We start from the raw sequence: 17,888 nt of genomic DNA on the forward strand, positions 1-17,888 counted from the left end.
CCGGCGGCCGGGGGGGCCGCCCTGTCAGCCCTGACGGTCCCGGGCGAGCTGCTCGAACGCGGACAGCGACTCCGGATTGGCCAGCGCGCCCTTCGCCGCCGCCGAATCGGCCGGCGTCCCGGTCAGGATCCGCTTGACCGGCACCTCCAACTTCTTCGCCGACAGCGTGTGCGGGACCGCCGGCACCTGGTAGATCGCGTCCGGTACGTGCCGGGGCGACAGGTTGGACCGCAGCGCGGTGTTGATGGTGCGGCGCAGCTCGTCGTCCAGGTCGACCCCGGCCGCCGGCACCACGAACAGCAGCAGCTCACCGGCGCCGCCCTCGTCGTCCTCCAGGTGCACCACCACCGAGTCCTCGACCTGCGGCAGCCCCTCGACCACCGAGTAGAACTCGGCGGTACCCAGCCGCACCCCGCCGCGGTTGAGCGTGGCGTCGGACCGCCCGGTGATCAGGCAGGTGCCGCGGGAGGTGATGGTGATCCAGTCGCCGTGCCGCCACACGCCCGGGAACACCGAGAAGTACGCGTCGGCGTACCGGGAGCCGTCGGTGTCGCCCCAGAATCCGACCGGCATCGACGGCATCGGTCGGGTGATCACCAGCTCGCCGAGCCGGTCGCGCTGCGGGGTTCCGTTGGCGTCGAACGACTCCACCGCGCAGCCCAGGCAGCGGCCGGAGATCTCCCCCTCGTACACCGGCAGCAGCGGCGAGCCGCCGACGAAGCCGGTGCACACGTCGGTACCGCCGGAGAACGACGACAGCAGCACGTCGGCGCCGACGTTCTCGTACACCCAGCGGAAGCCTTCCGGCGGCAGCGGCGCGCCGGTCGACCCGACGCCCCGGATCCGGCTCAGCTCGGCGAGCTGGTTGGGCACCAGCTCCGCCTTGCGGCAGGACAGCAGGAACGGCGCGGAGGTACCGAAGTAGGTCACGCCCGTCTCGGCCGCCAGCTGCCACAGGGCACCGAGGTCGGGGTAGCCGGGATTCCCGTCGTACAGCACGATCGCGGCGCCCACCGCCGGCGCGCTGACCAGGTAGTTCCACATCATCCAGCCGGTGGTGGAGAACCAGAAGAACCGGTCGCCGGGGCCGAGATCGGCATGCAGCGCGTGCGACTTGACGTGTTCGAGCAGGATGCCGCCGTGGCCGTGCACGATCGGCTTCGGCAGCCCGGTCGTCCCGGACGAGTAGAGCACGTAGAGCGGGTGGTCGAAACCGACCTGCTCGAACTCCAGTGGCCCGGCCTCGGCGGTGAACTCCTGCCAGGACAACGCGTCCGGCACCGCGGCGACACCGTCCAGATAGGACAACACCACGGTGTGCCGGACGCTGGGCAGCGCGTCCCGGATCGCCGCCACCTCGGCGGTGCGGTCGATCGCCTTGCGCCCGTACTGGTAGCCGTCGACCGCGACCAGCACGGTCGGTTCGATCTGCTGCCAGCGGTCGCACACGCTGCGGGTGCCGAACTCCGGCGCGCAGCTGGAGAACACCGCACCCAGGCTCGCGGTGGCGAGCAGCAGCACCACCGTCTCCGGCACGTTCGGCAGGTAGGCGGCGACCCGGTCGCCCCTGCCGACGCCGAGCCGGACCAGCCCGGCCCGGGCCCGCGCCACCTGGTCGCGCAGCTGCGCCGCGGTCAGCTCCACCGGGCCGCGGCTCTGCGACCGGCCGAGCACCGCGAGATCGTCGTCGGCCAGGCCGGGCATCGCGAGCACCCGCTGCGCGTAGTTCAGCCGCGCCTGCGGGAACCAGCGCGCACCGGGCATCCGGTCCTCGGTCAGCGCCGGGCCGGCCGGCACCCCGGGCGTGAGGTCGAAGTACTCCCAGACCGAGGACCAGAAACCGGCCAGGTCGGTCACCGACCAGTCGTACAGGTCGGCGTAGCCGGCGAAGTCGCGCCCGCGGTGCTCGCGCAGCCAGCGCAGGTAGTCACCGACCCGGGTACGGTCGGCCACGTCGGCCGGTGGCCGCCACAGCACCGCGCCGGTCTCGGCCGCCTCGCCGGTCGCGTCCTGGTCGATCCCGCCCATACCGCCTCCTCACATCACCCCGTCGTGACCGGCCCCCATCTTGCCCACCCCAGGCTCCCCCGTCACCCCCGGCCGCGGACCAGGCTGGGTACATGGACAAGGTGCGCATGAGCATCTATCTCAGCCGTGCACAGCTGGAAGGGCTCAAGGAAATGGCCCGTCCGACTGGCCGGTCTCGGAACCAACTCATCCGAGAAGGCATCGATCTCGCGCTGCTGAGAGTGATCGACACGTCCGGACCCACGCCGCGCGGGCCGGGTCACACTACTTCTTGACGAAGGTGCCCCGGCCCTGCACGACCGTGACCAAGCCTTCCGAGACGAGCAACTGGACGGCGCGGCGTGCGGTCAGCCGCGAGACGCCGCTCGCTTGCACGATGCCGGACTCTGACGGCAACCGATAGCCGGGCTGCACCTCGCCGGCCTTGATCGCAGCCCGGAGCACCTCGGCCACCTGCTCGTACAGGGGCTCGACCCGATCGGGATCCACCCCTGAGAAGTCGACCATGCCCCGAGGCTATGGCGTACATCGATGCCATGATCTCTAGATCTGTCATGAGCCCGGAGTAGACGTCTACAGATGAGTTAGCTATCGTGACGGCGTCAGCGCACAAAGCGACCCTCGGACACCGGTCGGGGCGCCCGAGGGTCTGACCGCTCGTGAAGGGAGCGGACATGTCCAAGCCTACGGCCACGTACGTGCTCTCGGCGGACGACATCAGAGCAGGCGATCAGGTCTTCATCGCCCCCCGCGCCGGGATTCATGGACACGGATGTTGGTGGGCGATGGTCGTCTCCACGATGCCCGCACTGGTCAACGGTGCGGTCTATCTGCGCGTCGTGCCGGTCGACGACATCGAGACGGCACCGCGACGCCGAAGGTCTTCTACGCACGGATCTCCAGCCTGCTCGTCCGGCGAATGCCATGACTATTCCGATCGCGCTGGGTTGGACGTTTTCACTGGTATTGGCCTTCGTTCTCGGCATGTGCTGCGCGCATCGGCAGCGATAGCGCGGTCAGGCGGTGCGGGACTGGGCTATGGCGTCGCGGCGGGCGAGCCGGTGGGTGCGGCGGATCTCGGCCTCGCGCTGGCGGCGCTCGTCGTCCGGGGTCTCCGGCAGTACCGGCGGGATCGGGCGCGGCTTGCCGTCCGCGTCGACATCGTCGGCCGAGGGCGCGGTGACACCGCCAAAGAACCTCCGTCACCGCTGACCATGACCGACTACGAGGCCGATGGCGAAGGCGAGGAACAACGAGAGGACCCAACCGGCGGCGAGCGGAACGGTCACGACATGACCCGGGTCAGCAACCCGGCGAGTCGCACGTAGAACGTCTGCACCCGCGCCGCGCCGTCGATCTCGTCAACCGGCACGACCCTCACGTACAGCGCCTGCCGGACGAGCGCCGGCGTCGTACTGACGACCATGGCCCAGAAACTGCCGTGGCCGTGCACTCCCGCGGCCGGACAGATGAAGACCTGATCGCCGGCGCGCGGTGTGCAGTACCGGATGACCGGTTCAGAAGCTTTCGACATGTGGACCCACTTTCCGGGAAGGTGACGGTTCACGCCGAGGACCAAGCGCACAACGGACCTGGCCGACCTTAGCAGTCAAATCTATACCGATCTACATCGAGCTATAGATTGATATACACCTACGAAGTTAGTTGCAGGTCGCCATGCTCAGCGGTATGGAGATCCGACACGGCGGGCCGGTGCCGGTGTGGAAACAGGTGGCGGACGACATCGCCCAGCGGATCAAGGCTGGCGAGTTCCACCAGGACGACGCCATCCCGTCGCAGACCGCCATGCGACAGGAGTACGGCATCGCCATCATGACCGCGCGGCGAGTGATCCGGGACCTCCAGGAACGCGGCCTCGTCTACACCGTCACCGGCCGCGGCAGCTACGTCCGCGGCCGCTGAACCGTCAGGCGGTGCGGGACTGGGCTATGGCGTCGCGGCGGGCGAGCCGGTGGGTGCGGCGGATCTCGGCCTCGCGCTGGCGGCGCTCGTCGTCCGGGGTCTCCGGCAGTACCGGCGGGATCGGGCGCGGCTTGCCGTCCGCGTCGATGCCGACGAACACCAGGTAGGCGGTGGCCACCTCGACCGGCTCGGTACCGGCGGTGTCCCAGCGTTCGGCCACCACCCGCACGCCGACCTCCAGCGACGAGCTGCCGGTCCAGTTCACGGCGGCGTGCGCGTGCACCAGGTCGCCCACTCGTACCGGGGCGGCGAAGACGATCTCGTCGATGGCCGCGGTGACGGCGTTGCCACCGGAGTGCCGGGCCGCGGCCGCGCCGGCGGCGTCGTCCACGAACTTCATGATCACGCCGCCGTGCACGGTCCCGTACAGGTTGACGTCGGCGGCGGTCATGATCCGACTGAGTGTTACCCGGGAGTACGACGTCGGTTTCCCAGCGAGCAGGTTCATGCCTGACACGGTACGGTCGGGCTTGGGGCTGGTCCTCACGTCCCGTCCGGAGCCGGACGGCTGCCACACCGCCCGACCCGACGAGCCGGACGAACCGGCCCGGGAGGCTATTGCCTCGACTCGCTGTCGAGGGAGGCAGAGATGCGACACCTCAGCAGTTTCATCGCCGGCATCGTGGTCGCGATCGTCGCCTGGGGAGTGCTCGGCTGGGCCCAGGCGAAACTCGGCGCCACGGCGGTTGCCGGCATCTCCAGCCACAACTGGGGCACCTACTCCTGGCCGTTGCTGTTCCTCGCGATCGGCGGCCTGCTGATCGGGTTGATCGCCTCGACCCGGATCTCACCGAGCGGCCCGCTCATCGCCGGCATCGGCTACCTGGTCCTGCAGGCGCTGTACGTGCAGTGGCCCGGATTCCTGAACTGGCTGCCGCACAGCGTGTTCGGCCAGACCGACATCTGGACCCGACCGGCCCGCAGCGGCCTGTTCGCGGTACTGGGCCTGGCCATGCTGGTCGCGGTCGCGAGCGTCCGGCGCTGGCAGCGCTGGCCGTCGCGCACCGGCACCGGCGCGCACGCCCCCGGCCGCACCGGTGCGAGCGCCGGAGCCGGCAGCGGGCTGGGCGACACGACCGATCGGCAGTTCCCGCTGTCGGGCAGCCGCTCGGGATCGCTGACCACCGACACCGGAATGTCGCAGCCGAGCGGCGCGGAGGATCCGACCCGGGCGATGCCGGCGCAGCAACCCAGCGGTGACGACCCGGCGGGCGGACCGAGCATCGGCCGACCCCCGGAACCGCCGCACTGACGGCCAGGCCGGCCCGAGCATCGGCCGACCCCGGGAACTGACCGCGGGGCCGGCCGGGGACCGGCGAACCCCACCGACCCGTCCACAGTGGACTGCTCTGGATGCTCAGCGCAGGAAGGCGGTCAGGGTCCGGAGGAACGCGGCCGGGTCGTCGACCCACGGGTAGTGACCGGCGCCGGGCTGTACCGCCAGCGACGGGTGCGCGAACAGCCCGGCGTACTCGGACATCGGGGCCGGCGGGCTGTTCATGTCGAGCTCGCCGGCCAGCACCAGCACCGGCCCGTCGTACCCGGCGATCGCGGCCCGGGTGGCCGGCGGGTCGAACGCCCCATCGGCCCGGTAGCCCTCGACCAGCTCCGGATTGGTGTGCGGCCGGTTCGCCGGGTGGTTGCGCGCCGCCTCGTCCCAGCGGCCCCAGAAGAACGGCATGATCGCGTCCCGGTCCGCGTCACCACCCTCGGCGGCCACCCTCAGCGCCGCGTACGCCGCCGGGTACCAGGGTTCGGCGCTGCGCTGCCGGGCCAGGTCGAGCCGCATCGCCGGAGTGATGTCGATACCGACCGCACGCGGGCTCGGACACACCAGCGCGAACCGGCGGACCCGCTCGGCGTACCGGGCCAGGTACTGCACCGCGATGTTCCCACCGGCGGAGTGGCCGAGCAGATCGATGCGGTCCAGCCCGAGGTGCGCCCGCAGCGCCTCGACGTCGTCCACCAGCCGGTCGCACCGGTACGAGGCGGGGTCGGCCGGGAGCGCGGAGCCGCCGGTGCCGCGCAGGTCCGGGACGATCACTTGCCGGTACTTCGACAGCCCACCGAGATCGCCCAGGTAGGCAGAGTCGGTCGGGCCGCCGGGCAGGCACACGATCGGGTCGCCCTCGCCGAGCACCCGGTACGCGAGTCGGGTCCCGTCGGCGGCGGAGAAGGTAACCATGGGTTCAGATCCTGCCAGCGACCCAGGCCCGGCGCCCAGCGGGTCACCGCCGCCGGAGTCCGTCACAACTGCCGGGCCGGTCAGATCTGCCGGAGCCAGGCCACGAACAGCAGCGCCCCGGCCACGCACCCGACCAGCGCGACCAGCACCGCCCAGGCCGGGGTACGCCGACCGGCCAGCGGTGCGGCGAGCTGCCGGTGCAGCCCGTCGAGCCCCGCCAGGGCAAGGAGCCCGAGCGCCAGGAACGGCAGGCTGATGGCGAAGTGCGCCGCCCACGCGCCGGCCATCGTCGGGCCACCCCAGGAGTGGTCGTACGGGCCGCGGTCGACCAGCCCGTAGCACAGCCCGCGCGCCACGCACAGCACCACTGCACCCACCGGGAGCAACGCCAGCACACCGAGCACCAGCCCGGCGAGCGCCGCCCGGATCCGTTGCGCCGCACCGGCTCCGGCGGCGTCCACGGCGTCCCGGTGCAGCAGCCGGGAGGCGAGCTGCGCACGGCCGGTGAGGGTGGCCGCCAGCGCCACCAGCGCGCGCGGCAGCAGCAGCGCACCGCGACCGGCGGCAACGGGCACCGCGCGCAGCACGCGGACGGGGGCGGGTGGGTGCGTCGTCGTCATGCCCCGCACGCTAGGTGCCGCCGCACGCCGGCGGCGTCATACCGCGGAGCCATCCCGCACCCGTACCGCGGAGCCACCGGTGGAGTACACGGAACGAAGCTGCCGCCGGCCCGGTCGCCGAGCTCGGCCGCTCCCGCGCGCTCCGCCGCCTTGTCGCGGGTCTGACTGCCTTGTACGCTCGCGCCGTGTATCCCCCCGCGCCCGGTACGCCCGGCGGCCCCGACAGCCCGAACCCGCCCGCCGTCCCGGGGATGATGCCCGGTGGCACCGGGGTGCCCGGCGCCGCTGGCGGCCCCGGCATGCCCGGCAGCCCCGGGATGCCCGGCAGCCCCGGGATCGCTGGTACGGCGGGGTTCGCCGACGGTCCCGGAGCGTTCGGCGCTGGCGGTGCGCCCGGACCGCTCGGGCAACGGCCCGGCCCGGCGGCCCGGCCCCTGTGGACGCTCGCCGGAATCGTGCCGGCGGCGTGGCTGGCCGTCTTCGTGTTCACCCTGGCGACCGGGCCGAACCTCACGAGGATGCGGTGGGTGCTGCACGCGTCGAGCGGGCAGCAGTTCACCAGGATCGTGCTGCCGTACCTGATCGCGGCCGGGTTGCTGTTCCCCGTCGGGTACCTGCTCGGGCGGCGGGCGCCGAACGCCGTCGCGCTGCCGGCGATCGCGATGATGGTGGTCGGCTTGACCCTGGCCGTGTTCACGCCGAACCCCACGGTGCTCGCACTGGCCAGGCTGCTCGGCGGGATCGGTGCCGGCGCCGTCCTCGGCACCGCCGCCGCCCTGGTGGTGCGCGTCGCGCCGGCACAGCGGGTCGCCGCCGCCGTCGGGTCCGGCGCCGGGTTGGTCGTCGCCGGCGTCGCCGGCCCCCTGATCGGCGCCGTGGTCAGCGAGCGATTCAGCTTCCGGCTGGGTTTCATGATCGCGCTGCTCCTCGCCATCCTGGTCGGCGTGGCCGCCACGGTGATCGCCATCGTGGGGCTCGTCCAGCGCGGCTCCCGCCCCGCGGCCGTCCCGCCCGCACGCTGACCGACACCCGCCGGCGCCGCGGGCAACCCCGACCGCACCGGCCGGCACCGCGCTGGCACGGTACCGGCCCTCCGCCGGCACCGCGCCCCAATGCTGACCGCACCGCGCTGGCACGGTACCGGCGCCGGCAAGGTGACGGTCACCTGCCGGACAACTACTTCGCGGTAACAAGCAACCCGGCCCCACCCCTGGGCGTCTACGTAGTGAGCGCGACCCATCGACGTCTCGCGATCCCGTCGACGCCATGAAGGGAACCCATGAGCCCCCGAAGACCGGCCACCGCCGTGCTCCGGGTCGATCCGTTCGCGCGCACCGGCACCCCCGGGTGACCGATATCGCGCGCCACGTCGGCGACGGCGCTTGCGCCGCCCGCTGCTGACGGCCCCGGCGCGCGGCTGCCACATCCAGTCCTGACCCCACCGTTCGGGGATCCGCCCGCATCACGCGTTCCGATGCCGGGCCCTTTCCCGTGCCCTGGCCCGAAGGTGACTCCCTTGCCGCTCCTGACCGTCGTCGTACCCGTGTACCAGGTGCAGGGATACCTGCGCGAATGCCTGGACTCCCTGCTGAACCAACGGTTCCGCGACATCGAGGTGATCGCCGTCGACGACCGTTCGCCGGACCACTGCGGCGCGATCATCGACGAGTACGCGGCGGCCGACTCCCGGGTCACGGCGGTGCACCTGCCGGTGAACGGCGGGCTCGGCCCGGCGCGCAACGCCGGGTTGAAACTCGCCACCGGCGAGTACGTCTGGTTCGTCGACTCCGACGACTCGATCGCACCCGACTCGCTGGCCGCGATCGCCGAACGCATCGCCGCCACCGCACCCGACGTCCTCGTCGTCGACTACGCGCGCACGTACTGGGACGGCCGTACGGTGCGCAACTCGACGGCCGAGCTGCTCGCCGGCGCACCCGAGGTGTTCCGCATCGGCGAGTTCCCGCAGCTGCTGCGGGTGTTCCCGTGCGCCTGGACGAAGATCGTGCGCCGCGAGTTCCTGCTCCGGCACGACCTCGACTTCCCGCCCGGGTACTACGAGGACCTGCCGTTCAGCTACCCGCTGCTGTGCGCCGCGGACCGGATCGCGATCCTCGACCAGGTCGTCGTGCACTACCGGCAGCGGCGGCACGGCTCGATCCTGCGCACCAGCGGCGCGAAGCACCTGGTCATGATCGACCAGTACCAGCTGGTCTTCGAACGGCTCGCCGCCCTCGGTGACCGGGCCGCGCCGGTGCTGCCCGCCGTGTACGCGCGGATGGTCGATCACCTGCTGGTGCTGCTGGGCACCAGCAACCGGCTCGGCCCCGACCATCCGGGCAACGCGTTGCGGCGGCGGTTCTTCCTGGCCGCGGCCCGGCTGTGCCGGGCGCACGAACCGGCCGGCTGGGCGCCACCGCGGGACATCGGCCGGCTCCGGTACCGGCTGCTCGTCCAGGGCTCCTGGGCCCGGTTCAGCCTGCCCCGCACCGCCCTGCGGGTGCTCCGGACCGCGCGCGGCAAGGTACGCGGGCTGCGCCGGCGCGCCGGCCGGCTCAGGTACCGCGCGAAGCGGTCCCTGCTCTACCGCTACCACCTGCTGCAGCGGCGGCTCCCGGTGGACCGGAACCTCGCCGTGTACGAGATCTACTGGGGTGCCGGCTACGGCTGCCACAACCGGGCCATCTACGAGACAGCGCGCGCGATCGCCCCGAACGTCCGGGGGATCTGGCTGGTCAAACCGGACGCGGTCGCGAGCCTGCCACCGGGGGTCGAGTACGCGGTGCACGGCACCGCCGCCTACTACCGGGCGCTGGCCCGGGCCAAGTACCTGTTCAACAACGTCAACTTCCCGGTGTCGACGCCGAAGCGGCCGGGCAGCGTGCACGTGCAGACCCATCACGGCACGCCGCTCAAGGCGATGGGCGTCGACATGCGGAACTCCCCGATCCTCGCCCGGCAGAACGACTTCGCCGCGTTGCTGGGCAAGTGCGACCGGTGGGACTACAGCATCTCGACCAGCCCGTACTGCAGCGAGGTCTGGGAACGCGCGTACCCGATCAGCGTCCGGACGCTGGAGTACGGTTCCCCGCGCAACGACGCGCTGGCGACCGCCACCGCGGAGTCGGCCGCCCGGCTGCGGGCCGAGTTCGGCATCGGCGCCGACGAGCGGGTGGTGCTCTACGCGCCGACCTTCCGCGAGTACCGCGCGGGCGGCGATCCGCTGATCGACCACCGCGAACTCGCCGCGGCGCTCGGGCCCGGCTGCCGGCTGTTGATCCGCGGGCACCACCTGGACCGCGGTGCCGGCGCGACCGTCGAGGACGGCCGGATCCTGGACGTCTCCGAGCACGGCGACATCCGGGAGCTCTACCAGGTCGCCGACGTGCTCGTGACCGACTACTCGTCGGCGATGTTCGACTACCTCGTACTGGACCGGCCGATCGTGCTGTTCGCACCGGACTGGGAGGTGTACCGGACGGTGCGCGGCACGTACTTCGACCTGCTTGCCGAGGCGCCCGGCCTCGTCACCCGCGCCGCCGGCGAGCTGTGCGCCGCGCTGCGCACCGGCTCGTACGACTCGGCGGAGCTGGCCGCCGTCCGCCGGAGCTTCCGTGCCCGGTTCTGCCCGTACGACGACGGGTACGCCGCGGAGCGGGTGGTGCGCAAGATCTTCCTCGGCGAGGACCCGGCCCCGTTCGGCCCGGCCACGCTGTCCGAGGCGATCCTGCCGCCCCAGCTCGTGCCGGCGGCCGACAACGCCGGCTGACGGAGCCGGCCCGGACCGCCTGCAGGGGGACAGGCGGCCCGGGCCGGTGACCGTGGCGGCACGCTCAGCCCGCGACAGGCTTGCCCTTCGCGGACTGGAAGATGTCGTCGAAGTAGTTCTTGGAGCGGTCGATCTGCGCCTTGGTGTAGCGCTTGATGAACGAGTCGACCTCTTGGCGGAACGTCTCGTCCTTACGCCAGGTCTCGATCTTGAATGGGGCGACGAACTTGTCGATCATGAAGTCGAAACTGACCTTCTGGTAGGACGAGCAGGAGGTGGAGACGACGAACGTCTTCCGAGTGAAGTGGGTGAAGTACATCCGGATCTTCGGCGTGTAGATCCATTCACCGTTCTCCACCTGGAAGAGCTCGTGCACCATTCCGATGCAGGCGTACTTGTAGCCTTCCTGGGTGTTCGAACCGTTCATTCGGATGGTCTGGCCCTGACCGGCCAGGAACTTGGCGAACGAGGCGAGCGCGGCGCCCTGACTGGCCACCGCGTCCAGCAAAATGTTCAGGAACTGCACGGCCACCTCGACGCCGACGACGGTTCGTTTGTAGGTTGTCACCTCCGACAGATAACCGCTGGTGAACGGCGCCAAACCGTACATGACCGGCGCCTTCCACAGATCTGGCTGATGTTTGGCCGCCTGATCGCCGCCAGCTGCCGCGAGCGCCCCCGCGGCCACGATCCCGGTCAGCCCCTCCAGTACCCGGGCGACCTCCTTGCGCTCCTCGACGAGTTCCGGCGGCGGCGGGTTGGTGGTGGCGTTGATGTAGCTGACCAGCCCGTCGCTGTCGGCGATGTTCGGGTCGTACTCGTCGTCGAGCAGCAGCGCATCGAGGTAGTTCGACGCGTTGGCGATGGCGAGCTTGCGCTCGGCGACGGTCAGTTCGGGGGTGACGATGCTGTTGCTCATGTTCGGTTCCTCTCCTGTTTCCGACTCGGTTGCGGGTTCCGGTGTCGACCGCCGCGGTCACGGCGACTCGGGCCGCGCAAGCTTCCCGGTGGCCTCCGCGGCGGGCACCTGGGTCGGGCTCAGCCAGCCTCGACCCGGCATCCAGACCGCCATCACGCACGCCACCTCCCCGATGAAGATGCTGTGGAAGATACGGTGGCCCCCGCGTTGCAGGGCGAGCAACTCGTCGTAACCGCCCTGGCTGAACGGAATCGCCAGCATCACGCAGGTGGAATTCAGGTACGCGCCGTCGCGGCCGTCGAACTTGTCCAGATCCTCCTCGACGCCGTTGATGAACCGACCCCGGTTGTCGAACGACTCGGCCTTGATCTCCACCGGAATCTGATCGGCCGGCACCTCGTCCGCATTGAGCAGCAGGTCGCACCGTTGCCGGTTGTTGGCGTAGACCGGCTGCTCCCGGAGAATGTCGATCCGCGAGTCGGCCGCGATGATGTGTGCGGTCAGGTCCACCTGGACCCAGCCCTCCCACCCTCCTTTCACCGGCCAGTTCCGGGCGAACTGGCCGTTCCTCAGGCGCGCCCACTGCGTGCTGGCGACGGCGAACTGGTCGACGGTGATGGTCGTCATTTCCTCTCCGATCTTTCGGGGCCTGCATGACGCATTCATCGTCACTTTCCGAACATGATCGAATCATCGATAATTTTGATGAAACCGCGCGAGCGCGTCGGTGATGCGTGGGTCCGGGCACGCCGCGAGCAGCAGCGCGACCGCGGCGGGCTGCGAGCGAACCCCGAGCTTGTGCAGGATGGCGGCGATCTGGCTGCGAACGGTCGGCAGCGAGACGGTTCGGCGGGCGGCGATGGCCTCGGCCCGCAGTCCGGAGGCGACGTCGACCAGCACCGCCCGTTCTCGGTCGGTCAGGCTCCAGAAGCAACGCGCCGCGGCGGTGCGCGCCCGCAGGTCGAGCAGCGTCTGCTGGCGCTGCGCCGGGCTGGGTACCGGCAGCGACAGCGCCGCTCGCACCTCGGCGAGCAGAACGCGGTACGGGAGCTGCGCGTTGACCGCCCGGGCACCAGCGGCGACCGCAGCCCGGAGCGCGTCGACGGCGCCGACACCGGCAACCGCGACGACCCTGCCGGCGGCCACGACGGACGGCAGTTCCCCGCTCTCGTCCTCGACGAGAACCAGCGGGTGAGTATCCCGAGCGGCCAGCTCGGTGGGGTGTCCGAGCACGGAGGTTCGCCAGCCGCACAGCCGGAGTCCGGCCGCCAGCGCTTCGGTCAGCGGGCACCCTCGGCAGAGCAGGACCACCCGCTCGTGCCGGCCGGCGAACTCACCATCCGCGGACTGCCCGGGGCTCGCGCGCATGGCCCCGACCCGGACAGTGGGGTACCGGCGCGTTCGGTGGGCGGCCGACGATGCCCGACGCAATACAACTGAGGGGAGTCATATCGTCACGTTAAGTACATACATTCGGCCGGACCGGGCATGCGATCGACAAGTGTCGATCGTCGCTTCTTCTTGACATTTCCGGTACGAGGAGTCTCGGCCCCCGAGAGACCGAGACAGCACGAAGCCGCCCGGCCCTGCCGACACGGTGCGGCAGGGGGATTCGATCGCGCGCCCGCCCGGGCGAGGCCGACGTCAGTGCCGGGCGAGGACCTGGCGGGCCATCACGACGCGCTGCACCTGGTTGGTTCCCTCGTAGATCTGGGTGATCTTGGCGTCGCGCATCATCCGCTCCAGCGGGTAGTCCTTGGTGTAGCCGTACCCGCCGAGCAGCTGCACCGCGTCGGTGGTGATCTCCATCGCGGCGTCCGAGGCGTAGCACTTGGCGGCGGCGCCGAAGAAGGTCAGATCGTCGTCGCCGCGCTCGGACTTGCCGGCCGCGGCATAGGTGATCTGCCGGGCCGCCTCCAGCTTCATCGCCATGTCGGCGAGCATGAACTGGATGCCCTGGAAGTCGGCGATCGGCTTGCCGAACTGCTTGCGCTCCTTGACGTAGCCGGCGGCGTAGTCCAGCGCGCCCTGCGCGATGCCGAGCGCCTGCGCGGCGATCGTGACCCGGGTGTGGTCGAGGGTGCGCATCGCGGTCTTGAACCCCTCGCCCTCGGCGCCGATGATCCGGTCGGCCGGGATCCGGACGTTGTCGAAGTAGACCTCGCGGGTCGGCGAACCCTTGATGCCCAGTTTGTGCTCCGGTGCGCCGAAGCTGACGCCCTCGTCGCCCTTCTCCACCACGAACGCGGAGATGCCCTTCGACCGCTTCTCCGGGTCGGTCACCGCGAAGACCGTGTAGTACTCGGAGACGCCGGCGTTGGTGATCCACCGCTTGGCGCCGTCGAGCACCCAGAAGTCACCGTCGCGCACCGCGCGGGTCTTCATCGACGCCGCGTCGGAGCCCGCCTCCGGCTCGGACAGGCAGTAGGAGAACATCGCGTCGCCGCGCGCCACCGGCGGCAGGTACGCCTGCTTCAGCTCGTCGCTGCCGGCCAGCAGCAGTGGCATGGTGCCGAGCTTGTTGACCGCCGGGATCAGCGAGGAGGACGCGCAGGCGCGCGCCACCTCCTCGATCACGATCGCGGTGGCGAGCGCGTCGGCGCCGGCCCCGCCGTACTCGGTGGGAATGTGCGGCGCATGGAAGTCGCTGGCTCGCAGCGCGTCGTACGCTTCTTGCGGAAAGACGGACTTCTCGTCGACCTCGGCGGCGTGTGGGGCGACCTTGCCGTCACAGACGGCACGCACCGCCTCACGGATCGTCTGGTGCTCCTCGGGCAGCTCGTACACCGCGAAATCCGGATTGTTCAGGCTCATGACTCGCTCCCGACTGGCCCAAGGCGATCGCAGGCCACCGCATCCACATTGACCCCTGTGAGGATACCGACGAGTAGCATCCGCCGTCGGTCAGCTCCGAGCTCGGAGCGCTATCCTCGCCGGGGCAGCGTCAAGCGGGCCGAAACGGCCAGGATATATCCGAAAAACAGCAACGATCTGCCACGATGACCCGGCGTCGGAGCGCCCTCGCGGAGCGGAGACAACGTGACCGTCCAGTACCCCAGCACGTCACCGGTGCAGCCGCAAGCGACGAGCACCCCGCCGTCCGGCGCGCCGAAGCCGCGGCTGACCTTCCTCGGCTGCGGCTACCTCGGCTCGACCTACGCGGCGTGCTTCGCCGAGCTGGGCTACGAGGTGCTCGGCGTGGACATCGACGAGGCGAAGATCGCCAAGCTGTCCGCCGGGGAGAACCCGATCCACGAGCCGGGCCTCGACGAGCTGCTCAAACACAACCTGGAGAGCGGCCGGCTCAAGTTCACCACCTCGTACGCGGAGGCGGCCGAGTTCGGCGACGTGCACTTCATCTGCGTCGACACGCCGCAGCGCGCCGACGGTGAGGCCGCCGACCTGTCGTACGTGGAGTCGGTCGTCACCACCCTGGCGCCGCACCTGACCCGCCGCACCCTGATCGTCGGCAAGTCCACCGTCCCGGTCGGTACCGCGAACTGGGTCGAGGAGCTGGCCTGCAAGCACGCGCCGGACGGGGTGGACGTGCAGATCGCCTGGAGCCCCGAGTTCCTGCGCGAGGGGTTCGCCTGCGAGGACGTGCTGCGCCCCAACCGGGTCGTGTTCGGGGTGAAGTCCGACTGGGCCCGCCAGATGCTGTACGCGTCGCACAAGGCGCTGTTCGAGCTGGCCGCCACCGAGGACCGCGAGGTGCCGGTCGTGGTCACCGACTACGCCACCGCCGAGCTGGTCAAGGTCGCCGCGAACGCGTTCCTCGCCACCAAGATCTCGTTCATCAACGCGATGGCCGAGGTGTGCGAGGCGGCCGGTGCCGACGTGACCCTGCTGGCCAAGTCGATCGGGTACGACTCCCGGATCGGCAACAAGTTCCTCCGCGCCGGGATCGGTTTCGGCGGCGGCTGCCTGCCCAAGGACATCCGCGCGTTCCAGGCCCGCGCCCAGGAGATCGGTGCCGGCGAGGCGCTGCGGTTCCTGCACGAGGTCGACCTGGTCAACCAGCGGCGCCGCAACCGGGTGCTGGCGCTCGCCGCGGACCTGCTCGACCGGCCGCTCGGGCCGGCCGGCCCGGACCTCGCCGGCGCCAAGATCGCGGTGCTCGGCGCCGCGTTCAAGCCGAACACCGACGACGTGCGCAACTCGCCCGGGCTGGCCGTGGCCAAGGCGCTGGCCAAGGCCAACGCGGAGATCGTCATCTACGACCCGGAGGCGACGAAGAACGCGCACCGCGAGCTGCCCGACGTCGAGTACGTCACCTCGCTCACCGAGGCGGTCACCGGCGCCGACCTGACCTGCGTGGTCACCGCGTGGGACGAGTTCCGCCGGGCCGACCCGCACGCGATCGGCGAGCTGGCCAACGCGCGCCGGATCATCGACGGGATGAACTGTCTCGACCACGCCTCGTGGATCGCCGCTGGCTGGGACTACCGCGGCATGGGGCGGCCGATCCTGTGACCTCGCGGTACCAGGACCCCGCCACCATCGCCCGGGTGCTCGACCTGCGCACCTGGGCGGTGGTCGGGCTCACCGACAACCCGGCCCGCACCGCGTACCGGATCGCGCAGGTGCTGCTGGACCGCGGCAAGCACGTGATCGCCGTCAACCCGCGCGGCGAGCCGGTGCTCGGCTGCCCGGGCGTCCGGACGCTGGCCGAGATCGACGAGCAGATCGACGTGGTGGACGTCTTCCGCCGCTCCGAGCAGGCCGGCGCGCACGTCGACGAGGCGATCGCCGCCGGCGCCACGGCGGTCTGGCTGCAGTTGGGCGTCGTCGACGAGGCGGCGGCCGACCGGGCCGCCGCAGCCGGCCTCGCCGTCGTGATGGACACCTGCCCGGCCATCGAATGGTCCCGCTCCGGGCAGTGAAGGCGCGGGGCCGCCCGGCTGGTTCGGCCCGGCCCTGACCGGCGCAACCGCGGTTCGCCCTCCCCGTCCAAGCCGCCCACACCGGAATGAACACCGTCGTAGCCTGGTTGGTGGTTACATGCGGATGTTCGGCGGGCGGTCGCGGCCCAGGCTGATGCGGTTCGACGACGCGCTGGCGGCGCTGGGCGCGGACGGGGTGATGGAGCGTCGGGTCGCCGACGTGCCGCTCGCCCAGGTGGTCGGTACGGTCGACCGGCCGGACGACTTCGACCAGGAGTTTCGCCTGGTCAACGCCCACCTGCAGGGCCGCTGGCGGAGCCTGGCGCGGGCCATGGCGGCCGGCGTCGAACCGCCGCCGGTCGACCTCGTCCAGCTCGGCGAGCTGTACTTCGTGGCCGACGGCCACCACCGCGTCTCGGTGGCGCGCGAGCTGGGCCGGCTGGTGATCACCGCCCGGGTCCGCCGGATCTGCACCATCGCGTACGGGATGGCGTGCCTGCGCGCCGTGCACCTGGCGAGCAAGCGGGCCGAGCTGGAGTTCCTGCGGCGGGTCCCGCTGCCCGAACCGGTGCGCACCGACCTGTGGCTGGACACCCCGGCCGAATGGCTGCGGCTCGCCGACGCCGCCCAGGCGTGGGCGCTGGACCGTACCCTCGCCGGGCAGGCCCCCACCGACCGGGAGGAGCTGGCCGCGGACTGGTGGGCCGACGAGGTCGCGCCGGTCCTGGCGCGGCTGCGTACCGCCGGGCACGGTCTCGACCTGCGCGACGTCCAGCTGTACGCGACGGCGCTGGCGATCCGGGACCGCCGGGGCAGCACCGAGTGGCCGGCCGATCTCACCGAGCTGTGGCCGCGCACCGCGGCACGACGCCGCACCGCGCTGCTGCGCTGAGCCCGCCGTTCCGGACCCGCCGCGCCCGCCCGTTGCGGCGCCACGATGCCGGCAGCCCGGCGTCCGATGTTCAGGCGCGCAGGCGTTCCTGCAGCTTGGCGTCCTTGTCGGCGACCATCCGCTCCAGGTCACGCTGGAACGCGACGATCCGGTCGCGCAGCCCGGCGTCGGAGGCGGCGAGGATGCGCACCGCGAGCAGCCCCGCGTTCCGGGCGCCGCCGACCGAGACCGTCGCGACCGGGATGCCGGCCGGCATCTGCACGATCGACAGCAGCGAGTCGAGGCCGTCCAGGTGCTTGAGCGGCACCGGTACGCCGATCACCGGCAGCGCCGTGGCCGAGGCGACCATGCCCGGCAGGTGCGCCGCGCCGCCGGCACCGGCGATGATCACCCGCAGGCCACGGTCGGCCGCCTGTCGCGCGTAGTCGAGCATCAGCGCCGGGGTGCGGTGCGCCGACACCACCCGCACCTCGAAGTCGACGTCGAACTCGGTGAGCGCGTCGGTGGCCGCCTGCATCGTCGGCCAGTCCGAGTCGCTGCCCATGATCACGCCGACCGTGGGTGCCGCCTGCTCCGCCACGAGTACCTCTCCTGTCGTCGATCGGTGGC

General features: G+C 71.3%; 19 protein-coding genes and 1 pseudogene. 8 read left to right on the forward strand and 12 right to left on the reverse strand.

What is annotated here, in order from left to right; translation table 11 throughout:
• Nucleotides 1-24: 24 nt before the first annotated feature.
• Nucleotides 25-2,028 (reverse strand): acetoacetate--CoA ligase, encoded by a 2,004-nt coding sequence (locus tag Athai_RS24460; protein WP_203963667.1) that lies wholly within the window; start codon nt 2,026-2,028, stop codon nt 25-27.
• Between the two features lie 92 nt (nt 2,029-2,120).
• Between Athai_RS24460 and Athai_RS24465 the strand changes: the two genes are divergently transcribed.
• The gene (locus Athai_RS24465; RefSeq protein ID WP_203963668.1) at nt 2,121-2,303 is read left to right on the forward strand and encodes a ribbon-helix-helix domain-containing protein; all 183 of its coding nucleotides are present in this window, start codon (nt 2,121-2,123) and stop codon (nt 2,301-2,303) included.
• Here the strand turns inward: Athai_RS24465 and Athai_RS24470 are convergent.
• From Athai_RS24470 to Athai_RS24480, 3 genes and pseudogenes are all read right to left on the reverse strand, one after another.
• A complete protein-coding gene (locus Athai_RS24470; RefSeq protein WP_203963669.1) occupies nt 2,293-2,535 on the reverse strand; it encodes a GntR family transcriptional regulator in 243 nt (80 codons plus the stop codon). The two genes, Athai_RS24465 and Athai_RS24470, sit on opposite strands and share 11 nt — an antisense overlap.
• Nucleotides 2,536-3,044: 509 nt before the next feature.
• Nucleotides 3,045-3,188 (reverse strand): annotated as a pseudogene (locus Athai_RS34400) (acyl-CoA thioesterase); the annotation flags it as partial.
• Nucleotides 3,189-3,313: 125 nt separating this feature from the next.
• The gene (locus tag Athai_RS24480; RefSeq protein WP_203963671.1) at nt 3,314-3,562 is read right to left on the reverse strand and encodes a hypothetical protein; all 249 of its coding nucleotides are present in this window, start codon (nt 3,560-3,562) and stop codon (nt 3,314-3,316) included.
• Between the two features lie 155 nt (nt 3,563-3,717).
• On the opposite strand from Athai_RS24480, the gene Athai_RS24485 reads away from it, so the two are divergent.
• Complete coding sequence (locus Athai_RS24485) at nt 3,718-3,951, forward strand: GntR family transcriptional regulator (RefSeq protein WP_203963672.1); 234 nt, start codon at nt 3,718-3,720, stop codon at nt 3,949-3,951.
• A 4-nt stretch (nt 3,952-3,955) separates the two neighbouring features.
• Here the strand turns inward: Athai_RS24485 and Athai_RS24490 are convergent, their stop codons facing one another.
• Complete coding sequence (locus tag Athai_RS24490) at nt 3,956-4,459, reverse strand: acyl-CoA thioesterase (RefSeq protein ID WP_203963673.1); 504 nt, start codon at nt 4,457-4,459, stop codon at nt 3,956-3,958.
• A gap of 141 nt (nt 4,460-4,600) precedes the next feature.
• Between Athai_RS24490 and Athai_RS24495 the strand changes: the two genes are divergently transcribed.
• The gene (locus Athai_RS24495; protein WP_203963674.1) at nt 4,601-5,263 is read left to right on the forward strand and encodes a hypothetical protein; all 663 of its coding nucleotides are present in this window, start codon (nt 4,601-4,603) and stop codon (nt 5,261-5,263) included.
• Between the two features lie 105 nt (nt 5,264-5,368).
• Here Athai_RS24495 and Athai_RS24500 read toward each other — a convergent pair whose 3' ends face one another.
• Nucleotides 5,369-6,196: an alpha/beta fold hydrolase gene (locus Athai_RS24500; RefSeq protein ID WP_203963675.1), complete on the reverse strand. Its 828-nt coding sequence runs from the start codon at nt 6,194-6,196 to the stop codon at nt 5,369-5,371.
• An 80-nt stretch (nt 6,197-6,276) separates the two neighbouring features.
• Complete coding sequence (locus Athai_RS24505; protein ID WP_203963676.1) at nt 6,277-6,816, reverse strand: hypothetical protein; 540 nt, start codon at nt 6,814-6,816, stop codon at nt 6,277-6,279.
• Nucleotides 6,817-7,001: 185 nt separating this feature from the next.
• Between Athai_RS24505 and Athai_RS24510 the strand changes: the two genes are divergently transcribed.
• Both Athai_RS24510 and Athai_RS24515 read left to right on the forward strand, forming a co-directional pair.
• Nucleotides 7,002-7,838 carry an MFS transporter gene (locus Athai_RS24510; RefSeq protein WP_203963677.1) on the forward strand — a complete coding sequence of 279 codons (837 nt, stop codon included), beginning with the start codon at nt 7,002-7,004 and terminating at the stop codon, nt 7,836-7,838.
• 494 nt (nt 7,839-8,332) lie between these two features.
• Nucleotides 8,333-10,585 (forward strand): bifunctional glycosyltransferase/CDP-glycerol:glycerophosphate glycerophosphotransferase, encoded by a 2,253-nt coding sequence (locus Athai_RS24515; RefSeq protein WP_203963678.1) that lies wholly within the window; start codon nt 8,333-8,335, stop codon nt 10,583-10,585.
• A 64-nt stretch (nt 10,586-10,649) separates the two neighbouring features.
• Here the strand turns inward: Athai_RS24515 and Athai_RS24520 are convergent, their stop codons facing one another.
• From Athai_RS24520 to Athai_RS24535, 4 genes are all read right to left on the reverse strand, one after another.
• Nucleotides 10,650-11,504 carry a hypothetical protein gene (locus Athai_RS24520; protein WP_203963679.1) on the reverse strand — a complete coding sequence of 285 codons (855 nt, stop codon included), beginning with the start codon at nt 11,502-11,504 and terminating at the stop codon, nt 10,650-10,652.
• A gap of 57 nt (nt 11,505-11,561) precedes the next feature.
• Nucleotides 11,562-12,131, reverse strand: a complete 570-nt coding sequence (locus Athai_RS24525) for a hypothetical protein (RefSeq protein ID WP_203963680.1) — start codon at nt 12,129-12,131, stop codon at nt 11,562-11,564.
• A 63-nt stretch (nt 12,132-12,194) separates the two neighbouring features.
• Nucleotides 12,195-12,872 carry a helix-turn-helix domain-containing protein gene (locus Athai_RS24530; RefSeq protein WP_203963681.1) on the reverse strand — a complete coding sequence of 226 codons (678 nt, stop codon included), beginning with the start codon at nt 12,870-12,872 and terminating at the stop codon, nt 12,195-12,197.
• Between the two features lie 276 nt (nt 12,873-13,148).
• Nucleotides 13,149-14,318 carry an acyl-CoA dehydrogenase family protein gene (locus Athai_RS24535; protein WP_203963682.1) on the reverse strand — a complete coding sequence of 390 codons (1,170 nt, stop codon included), beginning with the start codon at nt 14,316-14,318 and terminating at the stop codon, nt 13,149-13,151.
• A 225-nt stretch (nt 14,319-14,543) separates the two neighbouring features.
• Here Athai_RS24535 and Athai_RS24540 point away from each other — a divergent pair, with 225 nt between their 5' ends.
• The 3 genes from Athai_RS24540 (at nt 14,544) to Athai_RS24550 (ending at nt 17,279) form a co-directional block, all read left to right on the forward strand.
• Nucleotides 14,544-15,977 (forward strand): UDP-glucose dehydrogenase family protein, encoded by a 1,434-nt coding sequence (locus tag Athai_RS24540; RefSeq protein ID WP_203963683.1) that lies wholly within the window; start codon nt 14,544-14,546, stop codon nt 15,975-15,977.
• Nucleotides 15,974-16,387: a CoA-binding protein gene (locus Athai_RS24545; protein WP_239157141.1), complete on the forward strand. Its 414-nt coding sequence runs from the start codon at nt 15,974-15,976 to the stop codon at nt 16,385-16,387. The genes Athai_RS24540 and Athai_RS24545 overlap by 4 nt, the downstream gene beginning before the upstream one ends.
• Nucleotides 16,388-16,505: 118 nt before the next feature.
• Nucleotides 16,506-17,279, forward strand: coding sequence for a ParB N-terminal domain-containing protein (locus tag Athai_RS24550; RefSeq protein ID WP_203963684.1), 774 nt, complete (start codon nt 16,506-16,508; stop codon nt 17,277-17,279).
• A gap of 70 nt (nt 17,280-17,349) precedes the next feature.
• Here the strand turns inward: Athai_RS24550 and purE are convergent, their stop codons facing one another.
• A complete protein-coding gene (gene purE / locus Athai_RS24555) occupies nt 17,350-17,823 on the reverse strand; it encodes a 5-(carboxyamino)imidazole ribonucleotide mutase (protein WP_203966130.1) in 474 nt (157 codons plus the stop codon).
• Nucleotides 17,824-17,888 lie beyond the last annotated feature (65 nt).

This window comes from Actinocatenispora thailandica (genome assembly GCF_016865425.1).
Classification (GTDB): domain Bacteria; phylum Actinomycetota; class Actinomycetes; order Mycobacteriales; family Micromonosporaceae; genus Actinocatenispora; species Actinocatenispora thailandica.

Excerpts from the sequence above, each read along its gene's own strand:
- Athai_RS24550 (WP_203963684.1), top strand. The coding sequence starts at position 16,506 with ATGCGGATGTTCGGCGGGCGGTCGCGGCCCAGGCTGATGCGGTTCGAC.
- Athai_RS24535 (WP_203963682.1), bottom strand. The coding sequence starts at position 14,318 with ATGAGCCTGAACAATCCGGATTTCGCGGTGTACGAGCTGCCCGAGGAG.
- Athai_RS24495 (WP_203963674.1), top strand. The coding sequence starts at position 4,601 with ATGCGACACCTCAGCAGTTTCATCGCCGGCATCGTGGTCGCGATCGTC.
- Athai_RS24485 (WP_203963672.1), top strand. The coding sequence starts at position 3,718 with ATGGAGATCCGACACGGCGGGCCGGTGCCGGTGTGGAAACAGGTGGCG.
- Athai_RS24465 (WP_203963668.1), top strand. The coding sequence starts at position 2,121 with ATGGACAAGGTGCGCATGAGCATCTATCTCAGCCGTGCACAGCTGGAA.
- Athai_RS24490 (WP_203963673.1), bottom strand. The coding sequence starts at position 4,459 with ATGAACCTGCTCGCTGGGAAACCGACGTCGTACTCCCGGGTAACACTC.
- Athai_RS24460 (WP_203963667.1), bottom strand. The coding sequence starts at position 2,028 with ATGGGCGGGATCGACCAGGACGCGACCGGCGAGGCGGCCGAGACCGGC.
- Athai_RS24480 (WP_203963671.1), bottom strand. The coding sequence starts at position 3,562 with ATGTCGAAAGCTTCTGAACCGGTCATCCGGTACTGCACACCGCGCGCC.
- Athai_RS24520 (WP_203963679.1), bottom strand. The coding sequence starts at position 11,504 with ATGAGCAACAGCATCGTCACCCCCGAACTGACCGTCGCCGAGCGCAAG.
- Athai_RS24500 (WP_203963675.1), bottom strand. The coding sequence starts at position 6,196 with ATGGTTACCTTCTCCGCCGCCGACGGGACCCGACTCGCGTACCGGGTG.
- purE (WP_203966130.1), bottom strand. The coding sequence starts at position 17,823 with ATGGGCAGCGACTCGGACTGGCCGACGATGCAGGCGGCCACCGACGCG.
- Athai_RS24530 (WP_203963681.1), bottom strand. The coding sequence starts at position 12,872 with ATGCGCGCGAGCCCCGGGCAGTCCGCGGATGGTGAGTTCGCCGGCCGG.
- Athai_RS24505 (WP_203963676.1), bottom strand. The coding sequence starts at position 6,816 with ATGACGACGACGCACCCACCCGCCCCCGTCCGCGTGCTGCGCGCGGTG.
- Athai_RS24525 (WP_203963680.1), bottom strand. The coding sequence starts at position 12,131 with ATGACGACCATCACCGTCGACCAGTTCGCCGTCGCCAGCACGCAGTGG.
- Athai_RS24470 (WP_203963669.1), bottom strand. The coding sequence starts at position 2,535 with ATGGTCGACTTCTCAGGGGTGGATCCCGATCGGGTCGAGCCCCTGTAC.